The organism is Streptomyces akebiae (assembly GCF_019599145.1).
GTDB classification, from domain to species: domain Bacteria; phylum Actinomycetota; class Actinomycetes; order Streptomycetales; family Streptomycetaceae; genus Streptomyces; species Streptomyces akebiae.
Map to the genome: position 1 here is coordinate 3,619,563 of NZ_CP080647.1, position 12,754 is coordinate 3,632,316.

Genomic DNA, 12,754 nt, shown 5'->3' on the forward strand with positions numbered 1-12,754 from the left:
GCCCGTGACCACCACGCCCAAGCCGGCGCCCAGCGCGAAGAAGACCAAGGAGGCCCAGGAGGCCCAGGACGCCGCCGCTCTGCGCCCCATCCCCGAATTCGAAGGTGTCCACGACGTCTGGCCCCGCGGTGACCGGCTGCGCGCCGTGCGCAGCGCCGCGGCCACCTACCGTGAGCGGTTCGTCCAGCAGGGCCGCATCCGCGCCGTCCGCAGTTTCGACATCGCCGCCGCCCCGTACCCGACCCGGTTCGGCTTCCACGGCGCCGCGCTCGCCGTCAACCCGTTCGTGAGCATCGTCAACCGGATGCTCGTCGTGCAGTTCGACGGCTTCGACGGTGAGCCGAAGACACTGGTGTGGGAGCCGACCGTCGCCGCCGGAACGGCTCAAGCGCCGTTCTACGCCCAGCTCAAGCGGCTGGCGGGGGACTTTCTCACCGAGCACGTCTTCGCCCGCTACTACCAGGACCCGAACACCGTCCTGCCCTCCTGCGGTCTGCGACCCGAGGACGTGGACTTCGTCAGCTTCGACCATCTGCACGTCCAGGACGTGCGCATGATCATGGGAAGTACCAGCACCATTCCCGGCGAACGGGCACCCCGCGAAGCGCTGTTCCCGCGCGCCCGGCTGCTGGTGCACCGCAGGGAGCTGGGCACCTTCGCATCGACGCATCCGATGCAGTGGGCCTGGTACGTCGACGGAGGCATGGACGGGGTACCGCCCGAGCGCGTCACCGCCTTCGACGGCGATGTCGAACTCGGTGTCGGCGTCAGCCTGTTGTGGACCCCCGGCCATACGGACGGCAACCACTCCCTGGTGCTGAACACCCCCGACGGAGTGTGGGTCTCCTCCGAGAACGGCATCTCGGCCGACAACTGGCAGCCCGAGCTCTCCCGCATCCCCGGGGTGCGCCGCCACGCCGCGTTCTACGGCCATGAGGTGGTGCCCAACGCCAACACCCTGGAGGACTCCCTCGACCAGTACGACTCCATGGTCAAGGAGAAGACGCTCGCCGACCCCAGCCGACGCGATCCGCGCTGGCTGCAGATCCTGCCCTCCTCGGAGCTGGCTCCCTTCAAGCGGCACTGGCCGGTGGTGCCCAGCTTCGTCCACGGCGGTCTGAACTACGGCGAACTCAGCCCTGCCGGTGGTGGCCGATGACCGGCCCGGCCGCCCGCCGGATCGCCGCGGACGGCGTGGAGTTGGCCGCCTACCAGTGGGGATTGTCCACGGCTCCTCCGGTGGTGCTGGTCCACGGCTATCCGGACACCAGCGCCGTGTGGCGCCCGGTCGCCGAGCGCCTGGCCGACTGCTTCCACGTCACCGCCTTCGACGTGCGGGGAGCCGGTGCCTCCCACCGGCCCAGGGGTCTGCACGCCTACCGGATGTCCCGCCTGGAAGCCGACCTGGAGGCGGTTCTCGACGCCGTCAGCCCCGACCGCCCGGTGCACCTGGTCGGACACGACTGGGGATCGATCCACTCCTGGGAGTCGGTCACCGGCACCCGCCTGGCCGGGCGGATCGCCTCGTTCACCTCCATCTCCGGACCCTGCCTGGACCACGTCGGCCACCTGATCCGGGCCCGCCTTCGGCCACGGCATCCGGACCTGCCGAAGATGCTGAGGCAGGCCGCACGGTCCTGGTACATCGCCTACTTCCATGTCCCGCTCCTGCCCACCCTGACCTGGAGAGCGCTGGGACACCGCTGGCGCGCCTTCCTCACCGGCTCCCAAGGCGTGCCCGGGCACGCCCCCTACCCCGCGCCGACGCTGGCCCGCGACGCCGTGTCCGGCATCGCGCTGTACCGCGCCAACATGCTGCCCCGCCTGCTGCGTCCCCGGGACCGGCCGACCACCGTCCCGGTTCAGCTCATCATCCCCACCCGCGACTTCTGCGTCACCCCGGTGCTGTCGTACGGAGTGGAGCGCTGGACGGGCCGGATACGACGGCGTCCGATCGACGCCGGGCACTGGGTACAGCTCAGCCACCCCGAGGAGGTCGCGTCCCGGATCGCGGAATTCGCCCACCACGTCGAAGACGGCTCCCGCCGCAGTCCGGACCACACCGCGCACCCGATCTGACGGGCCAGCAGCAACAGACCGGCAGTACTGGACGACTGCCTGACCGCCCCTTCACACACACCGATCGCCGACGGAGGAGGAACCCGTCATGTTCCGAGCCGCACGTACCCACCTGGAAGGCCCGTTCGAACCCATCGACCACCACGACCTGGTGCTGCAACCCCGGGACGTCACCTTCGACTGGAGCACCACCCCGCTGCACTGGCTGCCGGGTGAGCCCTTCGCGACCCACACCTTCGACGTGCTCCACCTCATGCTCCCCGAGCTCGAACGCTGGTTCGTGCGCACCTTCGAGCAGGCACTGCCACTGATCACCGACGACCGGCTGCGCGAGGACGTACGCGGCTTCATCGGCCAGGAAGCGATGCACGCCGAGGCGCACCAGGAGGTCCTGGAGCACCTGCTCGCCAAGGGGCTGGACCCGGCTCCGTACACCCTGCAGTCCGAATGGATCTTCCGAAGGGTGCTCGGAGACCGGCCGGAGCTGACGCCGGCCGCCGCACACGCGCACCTCCTCCAACGGCTCGCCCTCATCGCGGCCTTCGAGCACTTCACCGCGTACATGGGTCACTGGATTCTCAGCAACGGGCACCTGGACCGGGCCGGCGCGGACCCCGCGATGCTCGATCTGTTCCGCTGGCACGGCGCGGAGGAGGTCGAGCACCGTTCGGTCGCGTTCGACCTGCTGGTGCACCTCGATCCCCGCTACCGGCGCCGAGTGGTCGGCATGCTCGTCACCGCTCCGGTGCTGACCCGGCTGTGGATCCGCGGAGTCCGCTTCCTGATGAGCGCCGACCCCGAACTCGACGACCGGGTCGAGGTCCGCTTCCGCGACTACCTGGCCGCGGCCCGCAAGGACCTGTTGCCCCCGCCGGTCTCGTTCGCCCGCTCGGTGCTGCGCTACTTCCGCCCCGGCTACCACCCCACCCAGGAGGGCTCGACCCAGCAGGCGGTCGCCTACCTGGCGGCCTCCCCCGCTGCCCGAGCGGCTGCCCAGTGACCCAGCAACCGGCAAGGCATCCCATGGACATCAGCACACCCGTCACTCGGCCGCCGGACCTGTACGGCAGACCGCGCAGCGACTCCTTCATGCAGAAGCTGGCGTCCTTCAGCGACAACGCGGTCACGCGACTCGCACGGCGCAGCAATCCTCCAAGGCACCCGGCGACCACCGCGATGCCCGCGATCCGGGAACTGGTGGTCGCCACCAAGCACCAAGAAGCCGAGGATGTCGTCTCCCTGCGGCTGGCAGCACCCGACGGGGGAACACTCCCGCCCTGGCAGCCCGGCGCCCACATCGAACTGCACCTGCCCTCCGGCCGCAAGCGCCAGTACTCCCTGTGCGGCGACCCCGCCGACCGCCACCGGTACCGCATCGCGGTGCGCCGCATCGCCGACGGCGCAGGCGGTTCGGCCGAGGTACACGACACGCTCGGAGACGGTGTGCGGGTCGCCGTCACCGCGCCCCGGAACGCCTTCCCCTTCGCCGCCGAGGCATCCGTCCTGCTCATCGCGGGCGGCATCGGAATCACCCCGATCCTGCCGATGGCCCGGGAGGCCGCCCGACGCGGCCTGGACTGGAGGCTCGTGCACACCGGCCGCAGCCGCGGCTCGATGCCCTTCGCGGCAGAGCTGGCCGAACTCGCGGCCGCCGCCCCCGGCCGGGTCTCCATCCGTCCTGACGACGAGTCCGGCGTGCCCGAAGCAGCCGATCTGTTGAGCTCGATCCCGGCGGCGGGTGCGGTGTACTGCTGCGGGCCCGCGCCCATGATCGACGGCGTTCGGCGCGCGTTCGGTGGCAGCCGCGCGTCAGCCCTGCACTTCGAGCGCTTCGCCCCGCCCCCGATCACGGACGGCCGTCCCTTCGAACTCCAACTGGGCGACACCGGACGGGTTCTGCCGGTGCCGTACGACCGCTCCGCCCTGGATGTTCTCCACGAGGCCCTGCCGGACCTGCCGTTCTCCTGCCGCCAGGGGTTCTGCGGCACCTGCCGGGTACGGGTGGCCCAGGGCCAGGTCGATCATCGTGACCGTCGGCTCACGGCCACCGAACGTGCGGCCGGCGCCATGCTGCCCTGCGTCTCGCGCGCACCGGAAGGAGAGCGGTTGGTGCTGGAGGTGTGAGCGATGACCGAGCGCCCGTCGAGGAAGTCCTGCGTGACGCCCTCGCATGCGTAACCGAGGGTTGTTCCGACCATGAACCCGAGCCCGCGCCCGTCCCTCCTACCAAAGCGTCAGAGACCGATGGCCTCATCCGCTTCTCCGAGAAGCGTGGCCAAGTATGTGGCCACCGCAAGCAAGCGGGGAATACGTCGGCCGCCAACTCCGCCTGATACCAGATGCTGAGGTCATCGGCGAGATCACCTACCAGGTCAAGCGCAACTGGTTCCTCAGCGTCGACTGGATCGTCGTCCTCGACGACCTCGTGCTGCTCGTGGAAGTCAAGTCCAGGATGCCGACCGAGGGCGCCCGGCTGGGCCTGGAAGACGGAGTGGCAGAGACCGACGGCAAACCTGGACCTGCCCGTCCCCGATATTCCGACCACGGCCGTCGGCGCCCAGGAGATCGAACGCCTGGTGACGCTGACTGACATCTGAACCGCTCCGGGTCTGATGGAGGCTCCGGACCGTCCCGAGTTGGGTGGAGTCGAGTTGCTTCCTTCTCAGCACGGATCCAGCACGGTAGGGATGAGCGGGGGTGATGACAGGCGACGACAGGTCTGAAAATCCAGCACCTATCCAGCACGGTAAAAATCCAGGGGCCTGCCCCCGAAGAGTCAGACCCCATTTGACCTGCATGTTTGCCAGATCGGCGAAGTGGCGTTAGGTCACCGACTAGACATTGAAGCGGAACTCGACGACGTCCCCGTCCTGCATGACGTAGTCCTTGCCCTCCATACGGGCCTTGCCCTTGGCGCGGGCCTCGGCCACCGAGCCGGTTTCGACCAGGTCGGTGAAGGAGATCACTTCGGCCTTGATGAAGCCCTTCTGGAAGTCGGTGTGGATCACACCGGCCGCCTCGGGGGCCGTCGCGCCCTTCTTGATGGTCCAGGCGCGGGATTCCTTGGGGCCGGCCGTGAGGTAGGTCTGCAGGCCCAGGGTGTCGAAGCCGACACGGGCGAGGGTGGCGAGGCCAGGCTCCACCGCGCCGACCGACTCCAGGAGCTCCATCGCGTCCGCCTCGTCCAGCTCGGCGAGGTCCTGCTCCAGCTTGGCGTTGAGGAAGATCGCCTCGGCGGGGGCCACCAGGGCGCGCTGCTCGTTCTTGAAGTCCTCGTCGGTCAGCTCGTCCTCGTCGACGTTGAAGACGTAGAGGAACGGCTTCGTGGTGAGCAGGTGCAGGTCGTGGAGGAGCTCCTCGTTGCCGGAGCCCTGCACGATGCCCTGGGAGAAGAGGGTGTCGCCCTTCTCCAGGATCTCCTTGGCGGCCTCGACGGCGGCGACCTTCGGGGCGATGTCCTTCTTGATGCGCGACTCCTTCTGGAGCCGGGGCAGCACCTTCTCGATGGTCTGGAGGTCGGCGAGGATCAGCTCGGTGTTGATCGTCTCGATGTCGTCCTTGGGCGAGACCTTGCCGTCGACGTGGACGACGTTCTCGTCCTGGAAGGCACGGATGACCTGGCAGATCGCGTCCGACTCCCGGATGTTCGCGAGGAACTTGTTGCCGAGGCCCTCGCCCTCGCTGGCGCCGCGCACGATGCCCGCGATGTCGACGAAGTCGACGGTCGCCGGGAGGACACGCTGCGAGCCGAAGATCTCGGCCAGCTTGGCCAGGCGCTCGTCCGGGACGCCCACGACGCCGACGTTCGGCTCGATCGTGGCGAACGGGTAGTTGGCCGCCAACACGTCGTTCTTGGTCAGGGCGTTGAACAGGGTCGACTTGCCGACGTTGGGCAGACCGACGATTCCGATCGTGAGCGACACGTTTGCGACTTCCCGTACGTAGGAGGGCCAGGCGGCCGGGGCTGGGCGGCTGGGCCTGGGGCCGGCCCGGAGCCTGTCCGGCGGATCGTGCCCCAGCGGCCGGAAGGCCGGCCGATCCCCCAGTTTACGGCGTACCGGCACCCGCACCGGCGAGGTATCGAACGCTTGGCCAAGGTCCGCTCGACGGCGTGTCTGTGAACCCATTCGGCACATTAACCGACCTAAGTTGGACGAGTGGAGCAGCAGCAAAGGACGTACCCCCCGCATCCCCCTCGGACCGGGCCGCAGCGCGGCGCCTCGCCCCTGCCGCCGCAGGCGGGCAGAGGGCGCCGGGTTCCCGGCGCGGGCGGACCGCGTCGTGCTCCGGTCGCGCGCGGGCCCGTACCGCCTCCGGTCCGAGCCGTGCGGAGCATCGCGCGGGCCGTGCGCCGGATGCCGAATCCACGCCTCACCGGACTGGGCTGCGGGGTGTTCTGCGGAGTGTCGATGGTGGTGCTGGCCGGCCTCGACCGGCTGCTCCTCGGCGCGTCCGCCGCCGTGTACGGCGTGCTCTTCCTGCTGGTCAGCGCGCTGAGCGCGGGGTGGGTGCGGCGCGGGGACCTGGCGAGCGCGCCCGTCGTCGTACCGATCGCCTTCGCGGTGGGGCTGCCGTTGCTCGCCGAGGGCGAGGGCGGCCTCGGAGGACATCTGATGGCCCTGGTCACCGCCCTCGCCATGCAGGCCGGCTGGCTCTACGGCGGCACGCTCGTCGCCGGGGTCATCGTGACCGTACGCAAGCTGCGGCTGATGGCCCGCCGAGCCGCCGAACGGGAGCTGGAGAGGCAAAGGGAGAGGGTGAAAGAGAGGGCGGGGGAGCGGGACGGCCGGGAGGGACGGGCGCGGGTCGGCGGGCAGGGCAGCCAGGGGCAGGGCCGGGAGCGAGCGCCGGGTGTCCAGGCGCGGCCTTCGTACGGCCACCGGCCCGTCGGGCCCAGGGCGCCGAGGCCTCCGGCCCAGCCCCGCCGTACCGTGCCCCGGGGGTACTGAGCGCTCCGCGCGACGTGCCTCCGCGGTGCCGTGCGTCAGGGTGCCGCGGAAGCCGCAGCAGGCCCCGGCTCTTCTTTCCGGACCGCCCGCCCCCTAGCCGGCCTTGGCCGCACGCATCGCCGCGCCGACGATGCCCGCGTTGTTCTGCAGCTGGGCCGGGACGATCTCCGCCCTGATGCCCTCGATGAGGTGGAGGAACTTCGCGGACTTGCGGCTGACGCCGCCGCCGACGATGAACAGCTCGGGCGAGAAGAGCATCTCGACGTGGGCGAGGTACTTGGTGACGCGCTTGGCCCAGTGCTCCCAGGTCAGCTCGTGGTCGTCCTTGGCCTTGGTGGAGGCGCGGGTCTCGGCGTCGTGGCCGTGGAGTTCCAGGTGGCCCAGTTCCGTGTTGGGGACGAGGACGCCGTCGGAGAAGACGGCGCTGCCGATGCCCGTGCCGAAGGTGAGCAGGATGACCGTGCCCTGCCGGTCGCGCCCCGCGCCGAACTGGACCTCGGCCACCCCCGCCGCGTCCGCGTCGTTCACCACGGTCACCGGCAGGCCGCCGATCCGCTCGCTCAGCAGGGCGCGCGCGTCGACGTCGATCCAGCTCTTGTCGACGTTGGCCGCCGTGCGGATCGTGGCACCGCCCGTGACCACGCCGGGGAAGGTGATGCCGACCGGGCCGGTCCAGCCGAAGTGGTCGACGACCTCCTTGACCCCGTCGGCCACCGCGTCGGGCGTCGCCGGGTGCGGGGTCAGCACCTTGTGCCGCTCGTCCGCCAGGTCCCCCAGGTCCAGGTCCACGGGAGCGCCCTTGATGCCCGAACCGCCGATGTCCACGCCGAAGATGTGCATGGCCCTACGTTACGTCGTACGACTGACAGTCACGTTCCCGAGGTGGCCGACCGCCGACGGGAGCGGGAATCCTCACGTCCCCGAACGGGTACGGCCCCGGAACCTTCACGTCCCGGGGCCGTACTCGCGTGTTCGCGGGGTCAGGCGCCCTGGCCGGTGCGCTCGGCGACCAGGGAGGCCGCCTCCTCGCGCAGGTCGCGGCGGAGCTCCTTGGGCAGGGAGAAGGTGATCGACTCCTCGGCGGCCTTCACCAGTTCGACGTCCTCGTAGCCGTGCCGGGACAGCCACTCCAGAACCTCTTCGACGAGGACCTCCGGCACGGAGGCGCCCGAGGTGACGCCGACGGTCTCCACGCCCTCCAGCCAGGCCTCGTCGATCTCGCTCGCGAAGTCCACGAGGTAGGCCTCGCGCGAGCCGGCGAGCTTGGCGACCTCGACGAGCCGGACCGAGTTGGAGGAGTTGCGGGAGCCGACCACGATGACCAGTTCCGCCTGGGCGCCCATCTGCTTCACGGCGAGCTGACGGTTCTGCGTGGCGTAGCAGATGTCGTCGCTCGGCGGCGAGACGAGCAGCGGGAACTTCTCCTTGAGCGCACCGACCGTCTCCATCGTCTCGTCGACGGAGAGCGTGGTCTGGGAGAGCCAGACGATCTTGGACGGGTCGCGGACCTCGACCTTGGCGACGTCCTCGGGGCCGTCGACCAGCTGGATGTGGTCCGGGGCCTCACCCGAGGTGCCGATGACCTCTTCGTGGCCCTCGTGCCCGATCAGGAGGATGTCGAAGTCGTCCTGCGCGTACCGGATCGCTTCCTTGTGGACCTTGGTGACCAGCGGGCAGGTCGCGTCGATGGTGGCGAGCTTGCCGCGGGCGGCCTCTTCGTGGACGGTCGGGGCGACGCCGTGCGCCGAGAACATGACGATGTTGCCCTCGGGGACCTCCTCCGTCTGCTCGACGAAGATGGCGCCCTTCTTCTCCAGTGTCTGCACGACGTACTTGTTGTGGACGATCTCGTGGCGGACGTAGATCGGGGCCCCGTACTGCTCCAGGGCCTTCTCGACGGCGATCACCGCGCGGTCGACACCCGCGCAGTAGCCGCGCGGGGCGGCGAGGAGGACACGGCGGCGGCCAGGCGAAGCGGTCATGTCTTCCATCGTAGGGGGTTCCCCGGCGGGGTCTTGGCCGACGGGCGGCGCGAGAGGGGGTGGGGGTGCCGGTGCGTCGGCGGCTGCGGGTGCGTGGGGCTTCTCGCTCGCGCAGTTCCCCGCGCCCCTGAAAAGCAGGGGCTGCGCCCCGTGCTTTTCGACCCGATGGGGCCGTAGGCCCTCAAGGGGCGCGGGGAACTCCGCGAGCAACCACGAACCACCCGCACCCGCCGACGCACAGGCACCCCCACCCCGTCCCGCGCTCGTCGGCGGCTTTGTCCGTACCCCCCGCTACGCTCGGCCGCATGGCTCTGAACACATCCGCCGAATCCCCCCTCCCCGTCGGCGAGGTCTCCCGCCTCATCGGTGGCTGGATCGACCGGCTCGGCGCGGTGTGGGTGGAGGGGCAGATCACGCAGTTGTCGCGGCGGCCGGGTGCGGGCGTCGTGTTCCTCACGCTGCGGGACCCGTCGCACGACATCTCCGTGGGCGTGACCTGCTACCGGCAGGTGTTCGACGCGGTGGCCGACGTGGTGAGCGAGGGCGCCCGGGTCGTCGTCCTGGCGAAGCCGGAATGGTACGCCCCGCGCGGGCAGCTGTCGCTGCGGGCCACCGAGATAAAGCCGGTCGGCGTCGGTGAACTGCTGGCCCGACTGGAACAGTTGAAGAAGTCGCTGGCGAGCGAGGGGCTGTTCGCGCCCGAGCGCAAGAAGCCACTGCCCTTCCTGCCGCAGCTCATCGGGCTCGTGTGCGGCCGCGCCTCGGCAGCCGAGCGGGACGTGCTGGAGAACGCGCGGCACCGCTGGCCGGCCGTCCGTTTCGAGGTGCGTAACGTCCCCGTGCAGGGTGTGCACGCGGTGCCGCAGGTCGTGCAGGCGGTGAAGGAGCTGGACGCGCTGGAGGGCGTGGACGTCATCGTGGTGGCGCGCGGCGGCGGCAGCGTCGAGGATCTCCTGCCGTTCTCCGACGAGCAGCTCGTACGGGCGGTCGCGGCCTGTCGTACGCCGGTGGTGTCGGCGATCGGGCACGAGCCGGACACGCCGTTGCTGGACTATGTGGCGGACCTGCGCGCGTCCACGCCGACCGACGCGGCCAAGAAGGTCGTACCGGACGTGGGCGAGGAGTACGAGCGCGTGCGGTGGCTGCGGGACCGGGCGCGACGGTGCGTGCAGGCGTTCGTGGAGCGGGAGGAGCGGGGGCTGGCCCATGCGTTGGCGCGCCCTTCGATAGAGGACCCGCACCGCATGATCGACGAGCGTGCCGACCACGTGGCCTCGTTGCTCGACCGGGGACGCCGCTGCCTCGGGCACCATCTGGACCGCGCCGTCTCGGAGTTGACGCACACGCACGCGCGCGTGGTGGCCCTCTCCCCCGCGGCGACGCTCCAGCGGGGGTACGCGGTGCTGCAGAAGGCGGACGGGCATGTGATCCGCGCGCCCGGCGAGGTCGGGCCGGAGGAGCCGTTGCGGGCGCGGGTGGCGGAGGGCGAGTTCGTCGTACGGGTCGAGGGAGCGGGGACCGGCCACGAGACCGGGACTGTCGGAGGGGACGCATAAGGTGGGCCGCATGACCAGCAACGTGAGTGAGGCCGAGGCGACGACCGAGGCCGCCGGGGTCTCCGAGGCCGATCGCGCCCTCGGGTACGAGCAGGCGCGGGACGAGCTGATCGAGGTCGTCCGGCGCCTGGAGGCGGGCGGTACGACGCTGGAGGAGTCCCTCGCCCTCTGGGAGCGCGGCGAGGAGCTGGCCAAGGTCTGCCGGCGCTGGCTGGACGGGGCACGGGCGCGGCTGGACGCGGCGCTGGCGGACGAGTCGGCGGAGCCTGCGGCCGACGGGAAGGCCCGGGGCTCCGAGTAGCGGCGAGCGGTCCCCGACCGGGGCGAATGCCACCCGACCGAGCCTCACAGCAGCCATGACGTAGGACCCCCGGCGCACTCGCCGGGGCCCTCCGCGGGCCTCGTCCCACCGCGCGTGGTCACTCGTCGTGAGCGCCGGTCACTCCGTCGTGAGCGCCTCGGCCATCTTCGTCAGCTGGGCGAAGGACGCGGAGCCGGTGACCACGGTGGTGGAGCCCTGGCCCTGCAGGACGAGGGCGTCGTAGCGGTCGCCCTCGTACCGGGTCCAAGTCTCGTCGCCGATCTCCTGCGTGGTGCCGGTCTTCTTCGCGTCCTGGGTGGCGTCCGCGATGAACCGGGCTGGCTTCTCGGCGGACTGCTCGATCCCCACGTACTGCCCGTCGGGGTCGTGGAACCCGAGGTGCCAGCGGTCGGACTCGTCGCCCCGGAAGCGGACGGAGGTCGCCTTCCAGGTGGCGGGCAGGCCTTCGGGCGCCGCCACCGGATAGGAGGCCGCGCGACGTGCCGTCAGCAGTTCGACGCGGTAGTCGACGCGCTTGGGCTCCTGCTCGGTCTCGTCATGCGGGATGAAGAGATAGATCACCCATGCCGCCAGCATGATGAGCCCCAGGGAGAGGACCATGTCGCGAACGGTCTGCTTGCCTTTCATACCTGCCACGGCCTCATCGTCGCAGGTGCCCTGGTCTGCTCATCCGTGGGGTCCCCTGCTCATTCTGTCGAACTGACGATAGAGTCGACGGGAACCCTCATCCGGCCGTCGTCGTATCAGAAAGGTGCGCTCCGATGACCGAGAACCATCATTTGCCGTCCGAGCTCGAAGTCCCCTCCGAGGCCCCCGACCGCAACCTCGCCCTGGAGCTCGTACGGGTGACCGAGGCGGCCGCGATGGCCGCGGGCCGCTGGGTCGGCCGCGGGGACAAGAACGGGGCGGACGGAGCGGCCGTGCGCGCCATGCGGACCCTCGTCTCCACCGTGTCGATGAACGGTGTCGTCGTGATCGGGGAGGGCGAGAAGGACGAAGCCCCGATGCTCTTCAACGGCGAGCGTGTCGGTGACGGCACCGGGCCGGAGTGCGACATCGCCGTGGACCCGATCGACGGTACGACGCTGACCGCCAAGGGCATGACGAACGCGATCGCCGTGCTGGCCGCGGCCGACCGGGGGACGATGTTCGACCCGTCGGCCGTCTTCTACATGGACAAGCTGGTCACCGGGCCCGAGGCGGCCGACTTCGTCGACATCGACGCGCCCGTCTCTGTGAACATCCGCCGGGTCGCCAAGGCCAAGCGGTCCGCCCCGGACGACGTGACCGTGGTCATCCTGGACCGGCCCCGGCACGAGGGGATCATCAAGGAGATCCGGGAGGCCGGGGCGCGGATCAAGCTGATCTCCGACGGCGATGTCGCGGGCTCGATCCTGGCGCTGCGGGAGGGCACGGGCGTCGATCTGCTGCTCGGGGTGGGCGGTACGCCCGAGGGCATCATCTCGGCCTGCGCGGTGAAGTGTCTCGGCGGCACGATCCAGGGCAAGTTGTGGCCGAAGGACGACGCGGAGCGGCAGCGGGCGATCGACGCGGGGCACGACCTCGACCGGGTACTGACGACCGACGACCTGGTGTCCGGGGAGAACGTGTTCTTCGTCGCCACGGGGATCACCGACGGTGAGCTGCTGCGCGGGGTGCGGTACCGGTCGGAGACCGCGACCACCGACTCGATCGTGATGCGGTCGAAGTCGGGGACGGTGCGGCGGATCGACTCGACGCACCGCTTGAGCAAGCTGCGGGCCTACAGCTCCATCGACTTCGAGAAGGCCAAGTAGCTCCGCCGGTCGCGCGGTACCCCGTGCCCTGGCAGTAACCACACCAGGAGGGCGCCCTCTTGTGCGGAGA

At 70.3% G+C, this 12,754-nt stretch carries 13 protein-coding genes; 9 read left to right on the forward strand and 4 right to left on the reverse strand.

The features are described from left to right. Positions 1 to 4: 4 nt before the first annotated feature. The 5 genes from K1J60_RS15440 (at position 5) to K1J60_RS15460 (ending at position 4,669) form a co-directional block, all read left to right on the forward strand. Positions 5 to 1,159 carry an MBL fold metallo-hydrolase gene (locus tag K1J60_RS15440; RefSeq protein ID WP_220646721.1) on the forward strand — a complete coding sequence of 385 codons (1,155 nt, stop codon included), beginning with the start codon at positions 5 to 7 and terminating at the stop codon, positions 1,157 to 1,159. Next, on the forward strand, positions 1,156 to 2,079 hold the full coding sequence (locus K1J60_RS15445) for an alpha/beta fold hydrolase (RefSeq protein ID WP_220646722.1): 924 nt from the start codon (positions 1,156 to 1,158) through the stop codon (positions 2,077 to 2,079). Before K1J60_RS15440 ends, K1J60_RS15445 begins: the two co-directional genes overlap by 4 nt. An 88-nt stretch (positions 2,080 to 2,167) precedes the next feature. Next, positions 2,168 to 3,079, forward strand: coding sequence for a metal-dependent hydrolase (locus K1J60_RS15450; protein WP_220646723.1), 912 nt, complete (start codon positions 2,168 to 2,170; stop codon positions 3,077 to 3,079). Positions 3,080 to 3,102: 23 nt separating this feature from the next. After that, positions 3,103 to 4,203: a PDR/VanB family oxidoreductase gene (locus tag K1J60_RS15455; protein WP_220646724.1), complete on the forward strand. Its 1,101-nt coding sequence runs from the start codon at positions 3,103 to 3,105 to the stop codon at positions 4,201 to 4,203. Positions 4,204 to 4,360: 157 nt separating this feature from the next. Continuing rightward, on the forward strand, positions 4,361 to 4,669 hold the full coding sequence (locus K1J60_RS15460) for a hypothetical protein (protein ID WP_220646725.1): 309 nt from the start codon (positions 4,361 to 4,363) through the stop codon (positions 4,667 to 4,669). A gap of 244 nt (positions 4,670 to 4,913) precedes the next feature. Here K1J60_RS15460 and ychF read toward each other — a convergent pair whose 3' ends face one another. Continuing rightward, the gene (ychF, locus tag K1J60_RS15465; protein ID WP_033529355.1) at positions 4,914 to 6,002 is read right to left on the reverse strand and encodes a redox-regulated ATPase YchF; all 1,089 of its coding nucleotides are present in this window, start codon (positions 6,000 to 6,002) and stop codon (positions 4,914 to 4,916) included. A 402-nt stretch (positions 6,003 to 6,404) separates the two neighbouring features. On the opposite strand from ychF, the gene K1J60_RS15470 reads away from it, so the two are divergent. Next, on the forward strand, positions 6,405 to 7,028 hold the full coding sequence (locus K1J60_RS15470) for a DUF6542 domain-containing protein (protein ID WP_317619712.1): 624 nt from the start codon (positions 6,405 to 6,407) through the stop codon (positions 7,026 to 7,028). A gap of 93 nt (positions 7,029 to 7,121) precedes the next feature. On the opposite strand, the gene ppgK is transcribed toward K1J60_RS15470, so the two are convergent. Both ppgK and K1J60_RS15480 read right to left on the reverse strand, forming a co-directional pair. Beyond that, complete coding sequence (gene ppgK / locus K1J60_RS15475) at positions 7,122 to 7,868, reverse strand: polyphosphate--glucose phosphotransferase (protein WP_220646727.1); 747 nt, start codon at positions 7,866 to 7,868, stop codon at positions 7,122 to 7,124. A 140-nt stretch (positions 7,869 to 8,008) separates the two neighbouring features. Then, on the reverse strand, positions 8,009 to 9,019 hold the full coding sequence (locus K1J60_RS15480) for a 4-hydroxy-3-methylbut-2-enyl diphosphate reductase (RefSeq protein ID WP_220646728.1): 1,011 nt from the start codon (positions 9,017 to 9,019) through the stop codon (positions 8,009 to 8,011). A 296-nt stretch (positions 9,020 to 9,315) separates the two neighbouring features. On the opposite strand from K1J60_RS15480, the gene xseA reads away from it, so the two are divergent. Beyond that, positions 9,316 to 10,566 (forward strand): exodeoxyribonuclease VII large subunit, encoded by a 1,251-nt coding sequence (gene xseA, locus K1J60_RS15485; RefSeq protein WP_220646729.1) that lies wholly within the window; start codon positions 9,316 to 9,318, stop codon positions 10,564 to 10,566. 10 nt (positions 10,567 to 10,576) lie between these two features. Continuing rightward, entirely contained in the window at positions 10,577 to 10,867 is a 291-nt protein-coding gene (locus K1J60_RS15490; RefSeq protein ID WP_220646730.1) for an exodeoxyribonuclease VII small subunit, read from the forward strand. 138 nt (positions 10,868 to 11,005) lie between these two features. Here K1J60_RS15490 and K1J60_RS15495 read toward each other — a convergent pair whose 3' ends face one another. Further along, on the reverse strand, positions 11,006 to 11,515 hold the full coding sequence (locus K1J60_RS15495) for a DUF4245 domain-containing protein (RefSeq protein ID WP_220651479.1): 510 nt from the start codon (positions 11,513 to 11,515) through the stop codon (positions 11,006 to 11,008). A 134-nt stretch (positions 11,516 to 11,649) separates the two neighbouring features. Between K1J60_RS15495 and glpX the strand changes: the two genes are divergently transcribed. Beyond that, positions 11,650 to 12,684, forward strand: a complete 1,035-nt coding sequence (glpX, locus tag K1J60_RS15500; RefSeq protein ID WP_033531799.1) for a class II fructose-bisphosphatase — start codon at positions 11,650 to 11,652, stop codon at positions 12,682 to 12,684. Positions 12,685 to 12,754 lie beyond the last annotated feature (70 nt).